Annotated in this window: 16 protein-coding genes and 1 tRNA gene; 5 read left to right on the forward strand and 12 right to left on the reverse strand. The window is 59.9% G+C overall.

Annotated features, from left to right (window positions below; translation table 11 throughout):
- Positions 1–67: 67 nt before the first annotated feature.
- The 4 genes from ptsP to aroA all read right to left on the reverse strand — a co-directional run bounded on the left by ptsP (position 68) and on the right by aroA (position 5,611).
- Positions 68–1,825, reverse strand: coding sequence for a phosphoenolpyruvate--protein phosphotransferase (gene ptsP, locus ACFOTD_RS02240; protein WP_378115301.1), 1,758 nt, complete (start codon positions 1,823–1,825; stop codon positions 68–70).
- Positions 1,822–3,708: a glucose PTS transporter subunit IIA gene (locus tag ACFOTD_RS02245; RefSeq protein WP_378115303.1), complete on the reverse strand. Its 1,887-nt coding sequence runs from the start codon at positions 3,706–3,708 to the stop codon at positions 1,822–1,824. The genes ptsP and ACFOTD_RS02245 overlap by 4 nt, the downstream gene beginning before the upstream one ends.
- Before the next feature lie 134 nt (positions 3,709–3,842).
- Positions 3,843–4,271, reverse strand: a complete 429-nt coding sequence (locus ACFOTD_RS02250) for a CoA-binding protein (RefSeq protein WP_378115305.1) — start codon at positions 4,269–4,271, stop codon at positions 3,843–3,845.
- 44 nt (positions 4,272–4,315) lie between these two features.
- Positions 4,316–5,611, reverse strand: coding sequence for a 3-phosphoshikimate 1-carboxyvinyltransferase (gene aroA / locus ACFOTD_RS02255; protein ID WP_378115307.1), 1,296 nt, complete (start codon positions 5,609–5,611; stop codon positions 4,316–4,318).
- 131 nt (positions 5,612–5,742) lie between these two features.
- Here aroA and ACFOTD_RS02260 point away from each other — a divergent pair, with 131 nt between their 5' ends.
- On the forward strand, positions 5,743–6,045 hold the full coding sequence (locus ACFOTD_RS02260) for a rhodanese-like domain-containing protein (RefSeq protein WP_378115309.1): 303 nt from the start codon (positions 5,743–5,745) through the stop codon (positions 6,043–6,045).
- A 215-nt stretch (positions 6,046–6,260) separates the two neighbouring features.
- On the opposite strand, the gene gndA is transcribed toward ACFOTD_RS02260, so the two are convergent.
- The 3 genes from gndA to ACFOTD_RS02275 form a co-directional block, all read right to left on the reverse strand.
- Positions 6,261–7,676 carry an NADP-dependent phosphogluconate dehydrogenase gene (gndA, locus tag ACFOTD_RS02265; RefSeq protein WP_378115311.1) on the reverse strand — a complete coding sequence of 472 codons (1,416 nt, stop codon included), beginning with the start codon at positions 7,674–7,676 and terminating at the stop codon, positions 6,261–6,263.
- Between the two features lie 140 nt (positions 7,677–7,816).
- Positions 7,817–8,485: an SGNH/GDSL hydrolase family protein gene (locus tag ACFOTD_RS02270; RefSeq protein WP_378115313.1), complete on the reverse strand. Its 669-nt coding sequence runs from the start codon at positions 8,483–8,485 to the stop codon at positions 7,817–7,819.
- 220 nt (positions 8,486–8,705) lie between these two features.
- Entirely contained in the window at positions 8,706–9,302 is a 597-nt protein-coding gene (locus ACFOTD_RS02275; RefSeq protein WP_378115688.1) for a hypothetical protein, read from the reverse strand.
- Positions 9,303–9,481: 179 nt separating this feature from the next.
- Here ACFOTD_RS02275 and ACFOTD_RS02280 point away from each other — a divergent pair, with 179 nt between their 5' ends.
- Positions 9,482–10,123, forward strand: coding sequence for a YktB family protein (locus tag ACFOTD_RS02280; RefSeq protein ID WP_378115315.1), 642 nt, complete (start codon positions 9,482–9,484; stop codon positions 10,121–10,123).
- 124 nt (positions 10,124–10,247) lie between these two features.
- On the opposite strand, the gene ACFOTD_RS02285 is transcribed toward ACFOTD_RS02280, so the two are convergent.
- The gene (locus ACFOTD_RS02285; RefSeq protein WP_378115317.1) at positions 10,248–13,253 is read right to left on the reverse strand and encodes an efflux RND transporter permease subunit; all 3,006 of its coding nucleotides are present in this window, start codon (positions 13,251–13,253) and stop codon (positions 10,248–10,250) included.
- 215 nt (positions 13,254–13,468) lie between these two features.
- Entirely contained in the window at positions 13,469–14,653 is a 1,185-nt protein-coding gene (locus ACFOTD_RS02290; RefSeq protein ID WP_378115319.1) for an MFS transporter, read from the reverse strand.
- Positions 14,654–14,928: 275 nt separating this feature from the next.
- On the opposite strand from ACFOTD_RS02290, the gene ACFOTD_RS02295 reads away from it, so the two are divergent.
- On the forward strand, positions 14,929–16,398 hold the full coding sequence (locus ACFOTD_RS02295; RefSeq protein ID WP_378115321.1) for an aminotransferase class I/II-fold pyridoxal phosphate-dependent enzyme: 1,470 nt from the start codon (positions 14,929–14,931) through the stop codon (positions 16,396–16,398).
- A gap of 77 nt (positions 16,399–16,475) precedes the next feature.
- Here the strand turns inward: ACFOTD_RS02295 and ACFOTD_RS02300 are convergent, their stop codons facing one another.
- From ACFOTD_RS02300 to ACFOTD_RS02310, 3 genes are all read right to left on the reverse strand, one after another.
- Positions 16,476–16,766 carry a DUF1292 domain-containing protein gene (locus tag ACFOTD_RS02300; protein ID WP_090115327.1) on the reverse strand — a complete coding sequence of 97 codons (291 nt, stop codon included), beginning with the start codon at positions 16,764–16,766 and terminating at the stop codon, positions 16,476–16,478.
- Between the two features lie 131 nt (positions 16,767–16,897).
- Positions 16,898–17,473 (reverse strand): stalk domain-containing protein, encoded by a 576-nt coding sequence (locus ACFOTD_RS02305; protein WP_378115323.1) that lies wholly within the window; start codon positions 17,471–17,473, stop codon positions 16,898–16,900.
- 210 nt (positions 17,474–17,683) lie between these two features.
- Positions 17,684–17,905: a hypothetical protein gene (locus ACFOTD_RS02310; RefSeq protein ID WP_378115324.1), complete on the reverse strand. Its 222-nt coding sequence runs from the start codon at positions 17,903–17,905 to the stop codon at positions 17,684–17,686.
- Between the two features lie 175 nt (positions 17,906–18,080).
- Here ACFOTD_RS02310 and ACFOTD_RS02315 point away from each other — a divergent pair, with 175 nt between their 5' ends.
- Together ACFOTD_RS02315 and ACFOTD_RS02320 are read left to right on the forward strand one after the other, a co-directional pair.
- On the forward strand, positions 18,081–18,815 hold the full coding sequence (locus tag ACFOTD_RS02315) for an MBL fold metallo-hydrolase (protein ID WP_378115690.1): 735 nt from the start codon (positions 18,081–18,083) through the stop codon (positions 18,813–18,815).
- A 633-nt stretch (positions 18,816–19,448) separates the two neighbouring features.
- Positions 19,449–19,524: transfer RNA gene (locus ACFOTD_RS02320), tRNA-Val, on the forward strand.
- Positions 19,525–19,674: the final 150 nt, after the last annotated feature.

The following is a 19,674-nucleotide window of genomic DNA, read 5'->3' on the forward strand; positions in this document are numbered from 1 at the left end:
AAAAGATCCGTAAACGGCGGCTGTCGCCCGTTTGCGGATCTTTATTATGCGCGCTTGCAGTCCGGCCCTACCTTTTGCCCGGATGGAGCCGCTCGTCCTGCACCGCGGCCCCGGCATGGAACCGCTCCAGCCGCTCCTTGATCTCGGCGGCCGTCCCGAGCGCGAACAGCTCCTCCGTAACCTTTTTGCAGGCCATGGCGTTCGTGCGCAGCATCGTCGCCTTGACCGGAAGCACCGATTGCACGGACATGCTGAGCATCTGGATGCCGAGGCCGACCCAGAGCGGGATCGCCCGGACGTCGCCGGCCATTTCCCCGCATACGCTCACGGGAACGCCGTTTCTGGCGGCGGACTCCGCTACGGTGCGAAGCATGCGAAGCACGGCGGGATGGTACGGTTCGTACATATGGTTGATCTGATCGTTCATCCGGTCGACGGCGAGCGTGAACTGGATCAGGTCGTTGGTGCCGATGCTGAGGAAGGATACCTCCTTGGCAAGCAAGTCGGCGATCATCACCGCGGCGGGCACCTCGATCATCGCGCCGGTCGGCAGTCCATCGCGGAAGGGAAGCCCCTCCGCCGCAAGCTCCCGCTGGGCTTCGGCCAGCAGGGCATTGGCCGCCCGTACCTCGTCGACTGACGCGATGAGCGGATACATGATGCGGATGTTGCCGAAGACGGACGCCCGCAAGATCGCGCGCAGCTGCGTCTTGAACAGGTCGCTCCGGTCCAGGCTGAAGCGAATGGCGCGATAGCCGAGAAACGGATTGTTTTCCTCCGGCATATCGTAATAATCCAGCTGCTTGTCCCCGCCGATGTCGAGCGTGCGGATCGTCAGCGTAGCGGTGCCCAGACGTTCGGCCGCCGCCTTGTATACTTCGAACTGCTCATCCTCCGTCGGGAACCGCGAGCGGTCCATGTACAGAAATTCGGTCCGGAACAGGCCGACGCCGTCCGCGCCCCGCGTAAGCGCCGCATCCAGCTCTTTGATCGAGCTAATGTTGGCTGCCAAGTAGAGCCGCTCGCCGTCCGGCGTGACCGAAGGCACCTGGACGAGCTCCTGGAGCCGCTCCTTGGCATCCAGGTGCTGCTTGCGAAGCTCCGTATACCTGCCGACCGTCTCCGCGTTCGGCATGACCGCAAGCGTGCCGGCGCCGCCGTCCAAAATAAGCAGGTCGCCCGTCACGATCGGCTCGGACAGCTTGCCCTCGACGCTCATGACGAGCGGGATGCCGAACGCCCTGGCCATGATCGCCGAATGCGAGGAGGCGCTGCCGATCATCGTCACGATGCCGAGGACGACGTCGGGCTTGAGATGGATCAGTTGGGACGGAGTCAGCTCCCGCACAACCAGAATAAACGGCTGGGCATCCGTAGGCAGCGCGATCTCGGGGGCGCCGAGCAGGTGCTTTAGCAGCCGGTTGCCGACGTCCTTGATATCGAGCGCCCGCTCCTTCATGTACTCGTCGTCGAGCAGGTCGAACATCGTCACGAAGTGATCGATCGCTTCCTTTACCGCAACCTCCGCCGCCTTGTACTGGCGTTGGATGATGCCCTGGATCTCGTTCATGAAGACGGGGTCGTCCAGAATGGCCAGATGCGCGTCGAAAATGCTGGCCTCTCCCGCGCCGACCGCTTCGTCGAGATCGCTTTTCATTTGGCGAATCTCTGTTTTCGAACGTTTGACCCCCTCGTAAAGCCGTTCGAATTCGAGCGCGAGGTCGAGCGCGTCGATCTTCTGTTCGGGCAGCTCCCATTCCCAGTTGGGCAGCACGAACGCCTTGCCGATGGCAATGCCCTCCGAGCCTCCGATCGCTTGGATCATAACTCCGCCCCCCCGTTTTCTCTCTCTCTTACGACGACCGACATGACCGCGGCTTGACCTTTTTTAACCGCCTTGAACGGCGCGAAGCGCCAGGAGCGCACGATATCCGAGTTGGTAATGACCATCGGCGTCGCCAGCGACTTGGCATGCGCCTTGAGCGTGGGCAAATGAAACCGGATGAGCGGCTGCCCGGGCATGACCTCGTCGCCTTCCTTGACGAGCGCCGTAAATCCTTCCCCGTTCATCTGGGACGTGTTGATCCCGATGTGAAGCAGCACCTCGAGTCCTTCCGGCGTCTCGATCCCGATCGCGTGCTTGGTCGGATACAGGTGAATGATCTTCCCCCGCACCGGCGCGACCAGCTCTCCCTTTTCGGGAATAAATGCGACGCCATTGCCCACGAGCTTCTGCGCGAAAATGGGATCGTCCACTTCCTCGAGCGGGATCATGCGTCCTTGCAGCGGCGCATGGAACTGGACCTGGTGCACGTCGAGCTGCATCAGCTTGACGATCTCGCCGCGGATCAAATCCGAGTAAGTGCCGAATACGACCTGCACGTGACCGCCGCCAAGCCGGATGACGCCAGCGGCGCCAAGATGCCGCAGGCTTTTCGCGTCGACCCGCCTGTCGTCGTTAAGCGTCAGCCGCAGCCTGGTAATACAGGCCTCGATCCGCGAAATGTTGTCCTTGCCGCCCAGCGCCTGCAGAACGAGCGGCGCTCTGTACGGAATATCGCCGCCCCAATCGTCCAGCCGCGTGGAGTCCTCGCGTCCCGGCGTAGACAGCTGGAACCTGCGGATGCTCCAACGGAACAGCACGTAGTAAAAGACGCTTACCGCCAGGCCAATCGGAATGATCAGCCAGCCCCGCTCCGACAGCCTGAAGTTGATGATATACTCGAGCGCTCCTGCAGAAAAGGTGAACCCTTCGCGAATGCCCAGCTCGTACGTGAGCCACATGATCCCGCCGGACAGCAGCGCATGCACGATAAAAAGATAAGGCGCCACGAACAGAAACGCGAATTCGACCGGCTCGGTCACGCCCGTTACGAAGGCCGTCAGCGCCGCCACCCGGAACTGCTTGGCAGTCTTGGGCTTCAAGTCTTCGCGCGCCTCATGTATGATCGCGTAGGCGATGGCCGGCAAGGCGAACATGATGACCGGATACAGCCCGGTCATATAGACGCCGGCAGTCGGGTCCCCGGCAAAAAATCTCGGCATGTCGCCGAAATAGACGCTGCCGTCTGGCGCCGTATAGTCGCCGATCTGGAACCAGAACAGATGATTGAGTAGATGGTGGAGCCCGAAAGCGACCAAAATGCGATGCAAAAATCCATACAGGAATATGCCGAAGCCGCCCGCCGAATTCACCAGGCCTCCGGTCGCGCCGATCCAGGCGAGCAGCCCCTGGCCGATCCCGATCATGAGCCACGCGAAAAAGAAAGAGAAGGCGCTCATGAAGATGGGCACGAATCGGGTCCCGCCGAAAAATTGCAGCGATTCGGGCAGCTGGAACGACTTGAAGCGTTCGTTGGCCCAGCCGGACAGCATCCCGATGACGACGCCCGCGAACATCGAAGGCTGAACGCCACCCGGATCGTAGGCCTGCGTCACCGCGCCGAAAATAATCATGCCGACCAGGGACGCCATGCCGGCGTGCACGGATTGGTTCGACAAGCCCAGGGCGATGCCCACCGCAAATACATAAGGCACGTAGGCGAAAATCGCCATGCCCGCCGAATGCAAAAGCACGGGCGCCGACTGTAAGCCGACGGAGTCCCAAGGCAGCCGCGACAGCATGAGGAAAATGGCCGCCGCGGGCAAAACCGTCATCGGCAGCATCATCGCCCGGCCGAGCCTTTGCAAATAGCCGATTCCGAACATGCGAGCATTCCCTCCTCCTCTCTCGCGGTAGGTTCAAGATATAGGGGCCATACATTGCGTAAAAAAGAAAGGACGGACCGACCGCAGCGCTTATGGCTGAAGGCGCGGCCCGTCCGCGAGAAGCGAATGTCCGGTCAGCTTTTCCCTTGCGGAAGCAGGATCGAATCCTCGACCTTGATGCAGCGGTCCATGATGACGGTCAGGCCGCCGGCGGCCGCGATCGATGCCGCTTCGTCGTTCGCGATGCCCAGCTGCAGCCAGAGCGTCTTGGCCCCAGCGGCGACAGCCTCTTCTGCGATAGGAGGGGTGTGCTCCGGACGCCGGAATACGTTAACGATATCGATCGGCTCCGGAATGTCCGCCAGCGACTTGTAGCATTTCTCGCCGAGAATCTCGGTTTCCTTCGGATTAACGGGGATGATGCGGTAGCCCTTCGCCTGCATCGCGGCGGACACCATATGGCTGGTCTTGTCCGGATCGCCCGACAATCCGACCACGGCAATGTTTCTCGTCTCCTGCAAAATGCGTTTGATCTCGTCGCGGCTTGGATTCTCGAACGGCATGCTCGTCTACCTCCGTAGGATAAAGTTAACGCTCGCCCAGCGGCTTATTCGGTCCAGCGCACGTTGGCGCCCAGCGCCGTCAGATGATCGAAGTAATTCGGATAAGACTTGGCGACGTGGTGCGCATCCTTGATCGTCAGCGGCGCCTTCGCGCGGAGCCCTACGACCGTGAGCGCCATAATGACGCGGTGATCGTAGTGCGCGTCGATCGTCACACCGCCCTCCACGCCTTCCGGACGCCCGTGGACGATGATCTCGTCTTGCTTCTCCTCCACGTTCGCGCCGGCTTTGCGCAGCTCGGCCAAATAATCGGTGATGCGGTCGCATTCCTTGAAGCGGAGATTCTCTACGTTATAAAACCGGGAGGTGCCTTCGGCGAACACGGCTGCCGCCACCATCGCGAGCACGCCGTCCGTGAACTCGTCGCCGTCGAATTCGACGGCGCGGAGCTTGCCGTTGCCCTGAACGTGCACGATGCCGTCCTTGTGCGTAAGCGGCGTCCCCATCGCCTTGAGCACGTCGACGACGGCCCGCTCGCCCTGCTTGCTCTCCTCGAGCAGACGATGCACCGTGACGTCGGACTCGGTGACGGCGGCTGCCGCCAGGATCGCGGCCGAACCCGGATAGTCGCCCTGCACGACATACTCTTGCGCGCGGTAGCGCTGGCCGCCGGGCACCTTGAAGCGCATCAGATCGCTTGACGCTTCGACGACGATACCGGCCTGGGCCAGCACTTCGAGCGTCTGGCCGACGACGACCTTCGACTTGAGATCGTTCAGCACTTCGATCTCGCTGTCCTCCGCGAGCAGCGGCGTCAGGAACAGCAGCGCGCTGAGGAATTGCGAGCTCACGCTGCCCGATACCTGTATCTTGCCGCCGCGGACGGCGTCGCCGCCGCGAATCGTGATCGGCAGCTTGCCCTCGCGGTGCTCGATCGTCGCGCCCATACGCTCGAGCGCCGTGATCAGGTCGTCATGGGGCCGTTTGCCGAGCGATTCCGGGTACTTGTTGACGAACGTCACCTCGGGCAGCAGCGCCGCCACGGCCATCAGGAAGCGCAGCACCGCGCCGGCATTGCCGACGTCGAGTTCCTTGACCGGCTTGGGACGGCTGCCGAAGCCCGTGACGACGATCTTCTCGTCGTCTTCTTCGAGGACGGCGCCCAAATCCCGCACGCAGCGGCGCAGCGCGTCGCTGTCCTCGCTGTGGGCCGGATAGCGAATGACGCTCGTGCCTTCCGCCAGCGCGGCGACGAGGAGATACCGGGTCGTATAGTTTTTGGACGATAAGGCTTGAATCTCGCCCGCGAGCCGCGGGGTCGGTGTGACGATCATATCCATTTGGCAGCGCTCTCCTTCCGTTTATGAGGGGAAACGGTTATGTATGGTGTTGTTGCCGCGCAAGTTGACTTGCGGCGCGTCGTGTCCGTATGATGGGACTGAAGCTAATCGAGCGATGGAGGACGATCCAGATGAGCATGTATGAAACGACGACGGTCGATCAATTGAAGGCTCGGCTAGACGCGGGCGAAAAGCTGCACCTGATCGACGTCCGCGAGGACGACGAAGTCGCCGCGGGCATGATCGAGGGCGCCAAGCATATCCGTCTCGGGACGCTGCCGGACAGGCTGTCCGAGATTCCGAAGGACGAGGAAGTCATCTTCATCTGCCGCAGCGGCGGACGAAGCGGCAGAGCCTGCGAGTACTTGAGCCAGCTCGGCTACGGACGTACCGTCAATATGGTCGGCGGCATGCTGGCCTGGAACGAGCTTTAAGCCGGCAGGAATCTGAGGACGCTAGTCGCGCGGCAGCGCGGCCTGCGTCTTTTTTCATTCCGGAGGGCTGGTGGACGCCTCGTCCCTCATCATAGCATATTTGGCGCATTCCTACTCGCAGACTCTCGCGACCGCATATCGCAGGGACGGCCGAAGGAGTCCCGGACTAGATGGGCTCGATCGGCCGTCCTGTTGAATCTATGCGGGCTTCACGCTTAGTTGTGCAGCCAGTTGTGGTGGAACGTGCCTTCCTTGTCCAGCCGCTTGAACGTGTGCGCGCCGAAGTAATCGCGCTGCGCCTGCAGCAGGTTGGCCGGCAGACGCTCGGAGCGGTAGCTGTCGTAATAAGCGAGCGCGCTCGCGAACGCAGGTACCGGAATGCCGAACTTGACGGCGGACGAGACGACTTCCCGCCATGCGTCCTGGTAAGATTCGACGACGTCCTTGAAGTACTCGTCGAGCAGCAGGTTGCGAAGGCTCGGATCGCGGTCGTAAGCATCCTTGATGTTCTGCAGGAAGCGTGCCCGGATGATGCAGCCGCCGCGGAAGATCATCGCGATGTTGCCGTACTGCAGGTTCCAGTTGTACTCTTCGGAAGCGGCGCGCATTTGGGCGAAGCCCTGCGCGTAGGAGCAGATCTTGCTGGCGAACAGCGCCTTGCGCACGCTCTCGATAAACGCGGCGCGGTCGCCGGCGAACGCCGTCTTGGCCGGTCCCTTCAACACTTGGCTTGCGGCGACGCGCTCTTCCTTCATCGCGGACAAGAAGCGCGAGAAGACGGATTCCGTGATGATGGACAGCGGCACGCCCAGGTCGAGCGAGCTTTGGCTCGTCCATTTGCCCGTGCCCTTCTGGCCGGCGGAGTCCAGGATGACGTCGACCATCGGCTTGCCGGTCTCCGGATCCTTTTCAGCGAAAATGTCGGTCGTGATCTCGATCAGGTAGCTGTCGAGCTCGCCCTTGTTCCACTCGCCGAAAATCTCGTGGAGTTCGTCCGGCTGCACGCCGAGGACGTCCTTGAGCAGTTGGTAAGCTTCGCAGATGAGCTGCATGTCGCCGTACTCGATGCCGTTGTGAACCATCTTGACGTAGTGGCCCGCGCCGTCCGGACCGATGTACGTGCAGCATGGATCGCCGTTAACCTTCGCGGAGATGCCCGTCAGGATCGGCTCGACCAGCTTGTACGCTTCTTCGGGACCGCCCGGCATAATGGACGGGCCCTTGAGCGCGCCCTCTTCGCCGCCGGATACGCCGGTGCCGATGAAGTGGAAGCCGCGCTCCGTCAGATCGTTGCTGCGGCGCTGCGTGTCCGGGAAATAGGCGTTGCCGCCGTCGATGATGATGTCGCCCTTATCGAGGTGAGGCACGAGCGATTCGATCGTTGCGTCCGTGCCGGACCCGGCCTGGACCATGATCAGAATCTTGCGCGGCTTCTCGAGCGAAGCCACGAACTCCTCGACCGTGTATGTAGGCACGAGATTCTTGCCCTTGCCGTCCGTGTTGATCAGATCGTCCGTCTTCTCCCGCGAACGGTTGTAGACGGCTACGGTAAAGCCGCGGCTCTCGATGTTGAGCGCCAGATTGCGTCCCATGACGGCCATGCCGACGACGCCGATATTTGCATTAGACATATTTCGATTCCTTTCTCCAAGCCGTTAAGCCGTTTTTTCTGCGCGTTCTCAGCCAATCCTTATTGTACTCTTTTTGCCTGAAGATGAAAACCGGCCGCCCCGCCCCGCTGAAAACGGCGCCGGAACGCGCTTTTCGAGACTTACTCCGCCCGTGCGGCGCCGTCCCAGGAAAAGCCCAGCGCGTCCAGGAACGCCTTCGCCAAAGCGATGTGGCCGGTCGCGCTCGGATGAACGCGGTCCCACGCGATCGTCGCCGGATAAACGTGCGCGAGGATCTTGTCGAACGCAGCCTGCGTGTCTACGAACAGCGTGCCGTGATTTTCGGCGATCCGCTTCACGATGCCGCCGTACAGGTCCATCGACTGGCGCATGGCGTCGCTTGGGTTCGGCTCGAGATAAAACGGCGTCATGAGCACGATTCCTTTTACGTGCGTAAGCGTCTTTTCAACCAGCTCGCTAAGCGTCTCCTCGTATTCCTCCGCGTATACGTGTGACTCCTTGATGTACGGCTGATCGTATTGGCGCCAGACGTCGTTCGTGCCGATCATGACGGATACCCAGTCCGGGGACAAGTCCAGCACGTCGGTCTGCCAGCGTCCCGCGAGATCGCGGACCGTGTGGCCGCTCGTGCCGACGTTGACGACCCGCACCGCGAGCTCCGGATAGATGCTTTGCAGCAGTCCGGCCGCAACCGAGACATAACCGTTGCCGAGCCCGGCGCCCAGCCCTTCGCCGAACGGTCGGCCCCGCCCGCAATCCGTAATCGAGTCGCCGATCATGACCAGCTTGTCATTTGAAGATAGCTTCATTCGAATATCCTCCTCCGGATTCGCCTCATGGCATCATGTACGCGCTCGATGTCCTGCCTTCGTTTTCATGCCTTCGTTCTCATGTCTTCATTGCCACCACACATTTTAACCCGTTGATGCGTCGCAGGACAACAACAATTCCTACAATTCGGCCGTAAAATCGAACGCAAAAAAAGACGCTCCTGACGGAGCGTCCTTCGTCCATGCATTCTCTTCCGGCTTAAAGCTCGAGCTGGAGGCTCTCGACCCTCATCGAAGCGAGCTTGGCCTTGGAGGCCTCGACACCCTCCGCGTCTCCGGACTGGATCGCTTCGTGCAGAACGGCGAGCTCGTAGTCGATCTCAAGCCGCAGCACGCCCGCGCGCAGCTCGGCACGCCTCGATTTGTAAGCCTGAATCATATCTTCTACCGTGATCTGAGGGCGCTTCTGGAATATAATCCGATGCTCCATGCCTGACACCTCCACGAGACGTATGATTTCGCCGAACATAATATTCTCTATCAACAAGTGACGGTCGCGAAAACGCTTGACGACGGCATGGCCTCTCGAATCGTTGATCAGCTTTTCCAGCCACAGCGCGAACTTCTCGTCCTTGACTAAATAATCCCCGACCATCTTGTAGCGTCCGCTGGTTCGCTGGAAACGCAGCTTCAGCAGTCTCCTCCCCGTGCGGACGGAAACGAGAAAATACGACTCGCTCTCGTTCCAGTACAGGGAATAGCCTTCTTGGATCAAATCCCGAATCAAACTCTGAATCTGTCCGCGATCGAATCGAAGCTCCAAGTTGCAATATTCGACTTCATGGCTGCGGTTCACGGCCATCCCCCCCTCCTGCGATATGGGCAGCGATCGAGTTGTTGACCGAATGTTCAGATAATTTGTTCTTACCCTTATCTTATACTTCATCTTATGTTATGGCAACTTGGTTTCTTGACTATTTTCCGGTATAGTGAGGGCAAAATAGCAACCGAAATTTGCCTCAAGAGGTGACTAGCATGTCCACACTACTAAACGCCGGATTCGCGGGTTTTACGGATTCGGACTTCGACGCCATGACCGTCCCGGGTCTTGAAGGACGGATGGAAGCGATCATCCGGCAGGTCAGGCCCAAGCTGGAGGGTCTCGGGAACGCGCTGGCCCCCCATTTGGCCGAACTGTGCGCGGAGCCTATGTATCCGCACGTGGCCAAGCACGCCAGGCGGTCGGTCAATCCGCCGAACGATACTTGGGTTGCGTGGTCGCGTCATCCCCGCGGCTACAAAGCGCATCCTCATTTTCAGATCGGACTGTGGTCCACGCATCTGTTCATTCAGTTCGCCATCATCTACGAAAGCGGCAACAAAACGGTGTTCGCGGAACGCGCGGCGGACGAGCTCGATTCGATCCGCGCATCGATCCCCGCTTCGTTCGTTTGGTCCAAGGACCATACGCTCCCGGACGGGGTGCCGCATGCGGAGCTCTCTGCCGAATCGTTGACCGAGTGGCTGGCCAGGCTCAGAACGGTCAAAGCGGCGGAGATCACCTGCGGTCTCCATATCGCGCGCGGCGACGAACGCCTGCTTAGTCCCGACAGTCTGCTGCGGACGGCCGAGGATACGTTCCGCCGGCTGCTGCCGCTGTACAAGCTGTCCTTCTAAAGGAAGCCCCGACCGTCATCCGCATACTCATTCATACACCAAAATTCGCCAAAGCCAAACAGCGAACGAAACAAGAGAAGCCTCTCCGGACCGGAGAGGCTTCTCTTGTTTCGTTCGCAGTGAATCAGGCCGCGGCCGACTGGCTCGCCGCCCGCCGCTGGCGCTTCGCCTTGCGGAAGTGCAGCAGTTCGTAAACGCAAGGCACGAGTACCAGCGTCAACAGCGTCGCGACGATCAGGCCGCCGATGACGACGATCGCAAGGCTTTGCGACACGATGCTGCCGCTCTCCGACGTGCCGAATACCAGAGGGAGCATGGCGCATACGGTAGCGATGGCCGTCATGAGGATCGGACGCATCCGCGTGCCGGCCGCTTCGATCAACGCCTCGCGGATCGGCATGTGGGCTTCGTTCTTCTTGACGCGGTCGATGAGCACGATCGCGTTGGTGACGACGATGCCGATCAGCATGACGATGCCGAAGATCGCGGTGAAGTCCGGCGTCACGCCGGTGACGATCAGGCCGAGCACGGCGCCGATCGGCACGAACAGGATCGAGGCCATGATCGCGAGCGGCGCCCGCAATGTCTTGAACGTAAACACCATGATCAGGTAGACGATGCCGATCGAGACGAGCATCATCATGAACAGGCTCGCGAAGTCTGCGTTCTGGTCGGCCGACGCGCCCCCGACGAACAGCTTCACGCCGTCTGCCGGCTTGATATCCTTCATCGCGTCCGAAATCTTGCTTCCTACGATCGACAGTTGTGCGGGATCGACCGTGGCGCTGACGCGGATATACGTCTTGCCGTCCTTGTGATAGGCTTCGGTCGGCTGGTCGCTCTTGACCCATTCGGCGATCTGGGACAGCTTCTTTGGGCCTTCGTCCGTCGCGACCGTCAGATCGTTCAGCTCGGATGAAGCGCCGGGCACGAGCAGCGGCTCGAGCGACACGGGCAGCAGCTGGCCGTCCTTGACGACGTTCCCGAGCGGCACCGCGTTCAGCATGCCCTGCAGCTGTGAAGCGATGTCCGATGCCTTGGCGACCGTCGGATCGACCTGCAGCGTATAGACGGTTTTGCGTTCCTGTTGATTGCTGGCGACCTTGAGCACGTCTTCGATCGGCTTGATCTTGCCCATGACGAGGTCGGCCGTCTTGGTCAGTTCTTCCGGATTGTCGCCAACGACGTCGACGAAAACCTGGCTGCCTCCGCCGCCGAACATCAGCGAGCCCGCGGATGCGGACAACTCGGCGCCCGGATAGTTCGCCCGCTCGGTTTTAACCGCCTCGATGATTTTTTCCGCGTCGGCCTTCGGCTTCATCTGAATCGTATAGTCAACCTGGGTCGGCGACTTGACGCTGCCGTACATGGCGCCGTCCGCGCTGTTGCCCATGTCCATGCTCACCCACTCTTGGCCTTCTTGCTTCAAGAGGAACGCCTCGAGCTTTTTGCCGTTTTCAAGCACTTGGTCTACCGGCGTATCCTGCGGGTACGACAGCTGTACGTTGACGTTCGAGGCGTCGGACGAATCGATCGCGCCCTTTGGCAAGCTGAAGTAGGTCGCGATCGATCCGACGAGCAGGAACAGCGCGACGAGCAGCGGGAGCCACTTGTGCTTCAGGTTCCATTCGAGGAAGCCGCCAAAGCGCTTGGAAGGCTGGTGCTCCTTAATCTCGGACCGCTTCAGCAACCCCGCGCTCATGAGCGGGATGACGGTCAACGCGACGATCAGCGAGGACAGCAGCGAATAGGTGACGGTCAACGCGAACGGCAGCAGGAAAGACTGCAGTGAGCCGCGGAGCAGGCCCATCGGCAGGAACACGGCCACGGTCGTGAGCGTCGAGGCGGTGATCGCCGTGGACACTTCCTTCGTCGCGTCGATGACGAGCGAGACGGAGAACTTTTCCTTCTGGAGCCTGCGGAAAATGTTCTCGATAACGACGATGCTGTCGTCTACGAGCCGTCCGACGGCGACGGCAACGCCGCCCAGCGTCAGAATGTTGAGACTGATGCCCGACAGATCGAGCAGATACAACGTAAGCCCTAGCGACAGCGGGATCGAAACGATCGTGACGAGTGTCGCGCGGAGGTTGCGCATGAACAACAGGATGACGACGGTGGCGAACAGCGCGCCCATCAGCACTTCGCGCATCATGCTGTTCACGGAGTGAACGACTTGGTCCGAGGTGCTCATGATGACTTTGAGCTCCATGCTGCCGTCCTCTTCCATCAGCCGGTCGGCCGTCTTTGCGACGTCCTTGCCCACGCTGACGGCATTCGCGTTGGCGCCTTTGGAGACGACGATCATGAGCGCGTCCTTGCCGCCGATGCGGCTCACGCTCTCTTTGTCGTTGGACTGCGTCACGCTGGCGATGTCGGACAGCTTCACGCCCGGCGCCACCGGCAGCTTGGCGACGTCCTCCGCGCTGCCGAGCTCGGCGCTCACGTTCAGGTTGACGGCTTCGCCGTCAAGTACGGCTGCGCCGACCGATGCCGACGCGGTGCGTCCTTGCAATACCCCGTACAAAGCTTGTGCCGGCACGCCTTTGGCGGCGAGCTTTGCCGCATCCGGCACGATGACGATGCTCGGGCTCGACTTGCCGGACAGCTGAACCTGGCCTGCGCCGTCGATCGCCCGGAAGGCATCCACCGCGCGGGCTTCGGCTTTGGCCTTGTCCGCATCGCTCAGGCCGTCCTTAAACGTCAGCGACAGGAACGAGATCGGAATCATCGACGTGTTGTACTGGATGACGTACGGCTTCGAGACGCGCTCGGGCAGCTGCACGGCTGCCGATGCCTTCTCGACTTCGGCTTTCGCCTCCGACATGTCGGTTTTCGAGTCGAAGTTCAGATTGACCTGCGAGTAGCCGTCTCCCGAAGTCGACAGCATGCTCGTCTTGCCCTTGATCGCGGACAGCGCCTGCTCGAGCGGATCCGTCACCTCCCGTTCCATGGTGGCGGTGTTGTAGCCGGGACCGATGACGCTGACCGTCACCTGCGGGTTGTCGGCTTCGGGCAGGAACTCCATGGGCAGCTTAAAATAGCTGAAGACGCCCAGGCCCAGCGTCATGACGACCAAAATGACGATCGCCGCCTTGTTTTTGAATACGCCTTGAATGAATGAACTCACGATAAAAATAGCCCCTCTCCTCTTGCTTGCATCAGCTACGATCAAGCATAAAGGAGAAGGGACCGCAGGCAACAACGGCCAGAGACCGGACCTTCCCTCAGACTTAAGTCTGAGTCGGAATCGGACCCGGGCCGCTTCCAATGTCTTCCTGAGCGCAAAAAGAAACCGCCCCCAAGGGAGGCGGTCGGAACCATCGTACGCCAAGCTTAGCGCAATCAGGCTTGCTGCGAACGCGACGAGGCGCGGTCGGAGCTGCGGTAGCCGGCGAGCAGGCCAAGCGCGCCAAGCGACAGCAGACCGGACACGATAAACGGAAGTCCGGCTTGCGCGGACAGGAGCGCGGCCCCAAGCAGCGGACCGACGATGCGGCCGAGGCTGTCCATGGAGGAGCTGAGACCTGAGGCGACGCCTTGGGAGACGGTCGTCTTTTGCGTAATCAACGAGGTGACGCAAGGCTTGATGAGCGAGTTGCCGATGCCGAAAATGCAAAGGTACACGGAAGCGGCGATCCAATTCTGAGCCGTCAGCAAGAGGAAAAAGCCTGCCGCGGAGATGACGAGGCCGAACGCGATATAACGGCTCTCCTGTCCGGGCTTGACGCGCCGCCGCACGATCCCGCCTTGCACAAGCGCGCCGACCAGGCCGCAGAAGAAGAACATGAGACCGATCTTGCGCGGCGTGACGTCGAACTTGTCGATGCCGTAAAGCTGCAGCGTGCCTTCCAATATGGCCAGCGAGAACGTGACAAAAAAGGCGAGGACGTACAGCTGCTTAAGCGGCCCCTGAAAGGCGGTCCAGCGGGACTCGCGCCTCTGCAGTCTGGCGGCTTCGCGCTTGTCTGCCGTGAGCGATTCGGGCAGCTTGAGCCAGGCGGCCAAAAACGTGAGCAGCGACAGCGCGGCCGCGGCGAAAAACGGCGTATTCAAGGAGAATAAATTGCTCAGCTCCCCGCCGATAAATGGGCCGAACGTGAAGCCCATGCCGATGCTCATCCCGACGACGGCCATGCCCTTCGTACGGTTCTCCTCGGACGTAATGTCCGCGACGTAAGCGACGATGCAAGCGGTAACCGCGCCGGAGAACAAGCCCCCGAGCAGCCGCGACGCATACATGATCCACAGGTTGCCGTCCGCGAGTCCGAAGATCAGGAAGCTGACGGCAAAGCCGAGCACGCCGATCATGATGACCGGCCTGCGGCCGATCCGCTCGGATACGCCGCCCCATACGGGAGACAGCAGGAACGACACGAACGAGTAAAGCGACAGCATGCCGCCCGTATGCCAGTTCGCCGATTCCGGGCTGGCGTCCGTCACCAGCTGCGGCAGGATCGGTATGATGATGCCGAATCCCACGAATACGGTGAACAACATAAGTCCTACGATGATCAGCCTGCTTTTCACGTCTTTTTCTCCTTTAACCCTATTAAAGACCCGCGCCCGAAATCGTTCGGGAGCCGGCCTTCCTCATTACTTCATATGGTAGCACAACACCCGGACCGTTCCAAATGAAAGCGCATGACGTTTTGGTGACAGCTCGCCGCGCGTCTCCGGCATGCGCGGCGGGCTCCCGCGGCTTGCTCCTGCGGCTTGTTTCAACGGTTGCAATCCCCCGCGGTTTTGCTATACTCATGCTTGTTCGCAATCTATGTTCGGCATTGAAAGGCAGTGAAGCTAAAGTGGACCACTCCCGCACGCCCTTGTTCGATGCGCTGCTGCGCCACAAGGAACGCAATCCCGTCCAGTTCCACATCCCCGGCCACAAGAAGGGCGCGGGCATGGATCCCGAATTTCGCAGCTTCGTAGGCCAGAACGTTCTGGACATCGACCTGATCAATATCGCGCCGCTCGACGACCTTCACCAGCCGGTAAGCGTCATTCTCGAAGCGCAGCGGCTCGCCGCCGACGCCTTCGGCGCCGACGCGACGTTCTTCTCCGTCCAGGGCACCAGCACGGCGATCATGGCGATGATCCTGTCCGTCTGCGGCAACGGCGACAAGATCATCGTTCCGCGCAACGTGCACAAATCGATCCTGTCGGCGATCATCTTCGCCGGCGCGCGGCCCGTCTTTCTGTCGCCCGCGCGCGACCGCAACCTGGGAATCGATCACGGCGTGACGACCCAGTCGGTCCGCAGGGCGCTCGAGCGCCATCCCGACGCGGCAGCGGTGCTCGTCATCAATCCTACTTATTACGGCGTGTGCGCCAACCTGAAGGAGATCGTGGATCTTGTCCACGAGTATGACATCCCGGTACTCGTCGACGAAGCGCACGGCGCGCTCATTCACTTCTCGGACGAGCTGCCGCTGTCCGCGATGGCGGCCGGCGCCGATATGGCCGCGACGAGCATGCACAAGCTCGGCGGTTCGATGACGCAGAGCTCGGTGCTCAACGTCAGAGGCGCACTCGTCAACGTCAAGCGCGTGCAGACGATTCTGAGCCTGCTGACGACGACGTCGACGTCGTACCCGCTGCTCGCCTCGCTCGACGCGGCGCGGCGTCACCTGGCGATGAACGGCCGCGAGCTGGCCGCAACCGCAGTCGCCAGAGCCGAGCGCGCGCGATCGGAGATCAACGGAATCCCCGGACTGTATTGCTTCGGCGAGGATATCCTGGGCGAGGAAGCGACCTTCGATTACGACCAGACCAAGCTGACGATCCATGTCCGCCATCTGGGCATCACCGGTTACGACGCGGAGAACTGGCTGCGGGACAAGCACCGGATCGAGGTCGAGCTGAGCGATATGTACAATATTTTATGTCTCGTGACGCCGGGCGACGACGATGCGACGATGGGCATTCTGCTCTCCGCCCTGCGCGAGCTGTCCGACAGCTATATGGGCAAAGGCGAGATCAAGGAGCTGGTCGTCGAGATCCCGCAGATCCCGCATCTCTCCCTTACTCCCAGAGACGCCTTCTACGGCGAGACGGAGATCGTGCCTTTCCGCGCGTCGGCGGGCAGGATCATCGCCGAATTCATTTACGTATATCCGCCGGGCATTCCGATCCTGCTGCCGGGCGAGGTCATCTCCCAGGACAACATCGACTACATCGTCGATCACCTCGAGGTCGGGCTGCCCGTCAAGGGTCCCGAAGACCGCAACGTCGAGTTCGTCAAAGTCATCGTCGAGGAGACCGCCATCTCTTAAACGGACATAAAAAGAGCCAATCCTTCAAATGACGGCATTGTCGCCCATTTGAACGGATTGGCTTTTTTGCGTGAGCGTCAGTCCGCTTCCTGCGCGGCCAGTTCCTCGTACACCTTCATAACGCGTTCCCATTCTTCATCGTCTTCGATGTTGACCAGGACTTCGTCCTCGCCGTCTTCCTCGATCCGGAAGATGACGCCGTCATCGTCAGGATCGTTGCGGTCGAGCAGCACAGCGTAAGCTTGGTCCCCGCTCTCGAACGTATACACCAGCACCATCTCGTGCTCGTTGCCATCCTCGTCGGTCACGACGAATACGGCTTCATCGTGCTCGTGATCGCAGTTTTCGTCATGAACATGATCGCTCATGGGAGAACCTCCGTTCATCGGTTAAATTAGTCTTCGCCCTATCCTATCACTAACCCACTACCGGGTCAAACGACGCGACAAAGCCGCGATCCTAAGTCCGCGGCCTTGCACGATTCCGCGACTGGCGCGGCTTATTTGGCGAATACGGTCTTCTCCGACACGACCTGGTACGACCCGCCGTCGGCCGACCTCATCCAGAAGCGGATCGTGTACTTGCCCACGCTGCTGAAGTTGTAGGCATAGTCGCCGCTCGTGAACCAGAAGTTATCCTTGTCCGTCGGGAAGTCGCTTTCCTTGCTCGTATGCGTCTCGATTTCTTTCTCGTCCCCGTAAGGATCGGCGATCGTCACCTTGAACGCATTGATCGACACGCTCAGATTGTCCACCTGCGAAAATACCTTAAAGCTCTTTTTGCCGCGCTCCACGCCCCCGAACGGCTTGCTGCCGTCCATCAAAAACATGTGAACGTTCGGCTTGACGATCGACACCTTCTTGGAGGAGTCGTCCCAGATGACGAGCGCCTTCATCATATCAGCCAGGCTGCGGACGCCTACGTAAGCCTTGCCGTCCTCAAGCATGCCCTGGTCGTCCAGCTCCTGCTTGTTGATGACGATCCGCACCTTCTGCACGATCGTGTCCGCGTATATGGCGGAGCCGCCGACCAGGGAGAGCGCGACGGTCAATATCAGAAGCCTGCGCAGCTTCATTACCTATCCCTCCGATTTCGCCGCAAGTTGACAAACGATATTTTGTTGTATGTAAACGTATATACCGCTGCCGTTCGCAAAAGTTGCGGTAAGGGGAGAGATTAAAGTTTCGGGACGATTCGACCGATAATCCGAATTGTCGGCAGGACGGCTCGGAATATGCGGTTGCCCGGGAAATGCTCTCCCCTTCCGTTTATTTCCCCTTTCGCTTCACCCTTTTTTGGGAAGCGTAAGGACGCAGGGGACGCCCTTGCCGAGCGCGCCCGGCTTCGACATCCGTTCGAGGTACGCGATGCCTCTCGCGCACGGCGTCTTGCATACGGCGCATACGTCCGACAAGACGACCTTCATCTGCGGCTGGACATGCTCGGCGTGCGCTTTTTTCTTGGCTCCGCCTTTAGCGCTTTTGGTCTGGCTGGCTGGCTTGCTCATCTCGCGCTTCTCCCCCGGCGGCCGTGTGCGGAGCGCCAGGATAATTTATGCATGCAGACGCCCGGACGCCACTGCCGGTCCGGTATGGGAATTGACATCTTCTGCTACCTCATAAATTATGGTACAGTAATTTAGAATTTACGGTCGGGTGCTCGTAGGGACTGGTCACGGGAGGCTGCTGATGGATATTCGGATGCTGGGTTGCGGAAGCGCGTTCGCCAAGGAATTTTACAATAATAACGCCATCGTGTACGCGGGGGGCAAGAAGCTCCTGCTCGACTGCGGGACGACCGCGCATGTCGCCATGCGCAAGCTCGGCATCGCCCTGCCGGAACTCGACGGCGTGCTGATCACCCATATTCACGCGGATCACGTCGGCGGACTTGAGGAGCTCGCCTTTCAACTAAAGTTCCAGTTCAAACGGCGGATTCCTTTATATATCGCAGATTCGTTGACCGGCATATTGTGGGAGCATTCGCTTCGGGGCGGACTCGAGCAAGAAGGCTTGCTCTCGCTGTCCGATTATTTCGACGTCCGGCCGCTGCAGGAAGGGACGGCATACGAGGTGCTGCCCGGACTCACTGCAGAGCTGCTCCGCACGCCGCATATTCCGGGGAAGCTCAGTTACTCCATCTTATTCGGACCGTCCTTCTTCTACTCGTCCGACATGATTTTCGAGCCCGAGCTGCTCCGGCAGCTTGTCGCCGAGCGCGGCGTGGAGACGATTTTCCACGACTGCCAGCTGGAGCCGCCGGGCGTCGTACATACTTGTCTTCCTCAGCTGTTGACGCTGCCTGAGGATTTGCAGCGCAAAATCTATCTGATGCATTACGGAGATGCGCAACCGGCTTACGTCGGCCGCAGCGGCGAGATGAAGTTCGTCGAACAACACCGCTTGTACAGCTTTTAACTTAAGACGCTTCATGCAAGAAGGAGGAGAACCAACTTGACAGGCTTGTGGATCGGGGCTGCCATCATCGTAGCCATCATTATCTGGCTGACGATATGGGTAACGAAAAAAGCTTACTCCAAAAAGTGGGAAGGCGACAACGACGAATAGACGTCATTCTCTACGGACGGCGCATAGACGGTCGTTAACACGGGAGCCGTATCTTCCGGCTTGGGAAACAGGCTGCAGCCGGCAAGCGTTGCAGAAGCTCCGGCAATAATCAATAACTTGGCCGCACGAGCGCGGCCACGATTGCGAACGTTCATCGGGGATTCCTCTTTTCTTCTCTCGGATATCCCCAGTCTGTACCGATAGTGCCGCTTCTATCCTTCGCGATCGAGCAGCCGCACGACCGCAATCAGCACCGTGCCGATCAGCCCGAACAGCAAGACGAGCCATAGCGTTAACAACGGGATATTGTCCATTCCCGGGAAGCGCCTCCGATTCTGTCCATACTAGCCTTAGTTGCCGGTATTCCCAGTTTACGCGGCGATTAAGCGAATCATCCCGAAGCGGCGAAAATTCAAACGAAAAAAGTTATTGACTTCGATAGCTTGTCTTGCTATTATATAAAAGTCCTTCCGATTCCGATACGATCTGATAGCTCAGCTGGGAGAGCACTACCTTGACAGGGTAGGGGTCACAGGTTCGATCCCTGTTCAGATCACCATACTTTTCAATGACAGAAGCCTTGCGTTGCAGGGCTTCTTTTTATTTTCATTTCACCTTCTCTCTTCATCTCTCTTCTTTTTTCGTTTTATACGGCGCCTCCCTTCGTTCACGCTCCACCGCGGTCGATTTTTCCTGCCATTTCTTTTCA

It is taken from the genome of Cohnella sp. GCM10012308 (assembly GCF_042649185.1).
In the GTDB taxonomy this organism is placed as follows: domain Bacteria; phylum Bacillota; class Bacilli; order Paenibacillales; family Paenibacillaceae; genus Cohnella.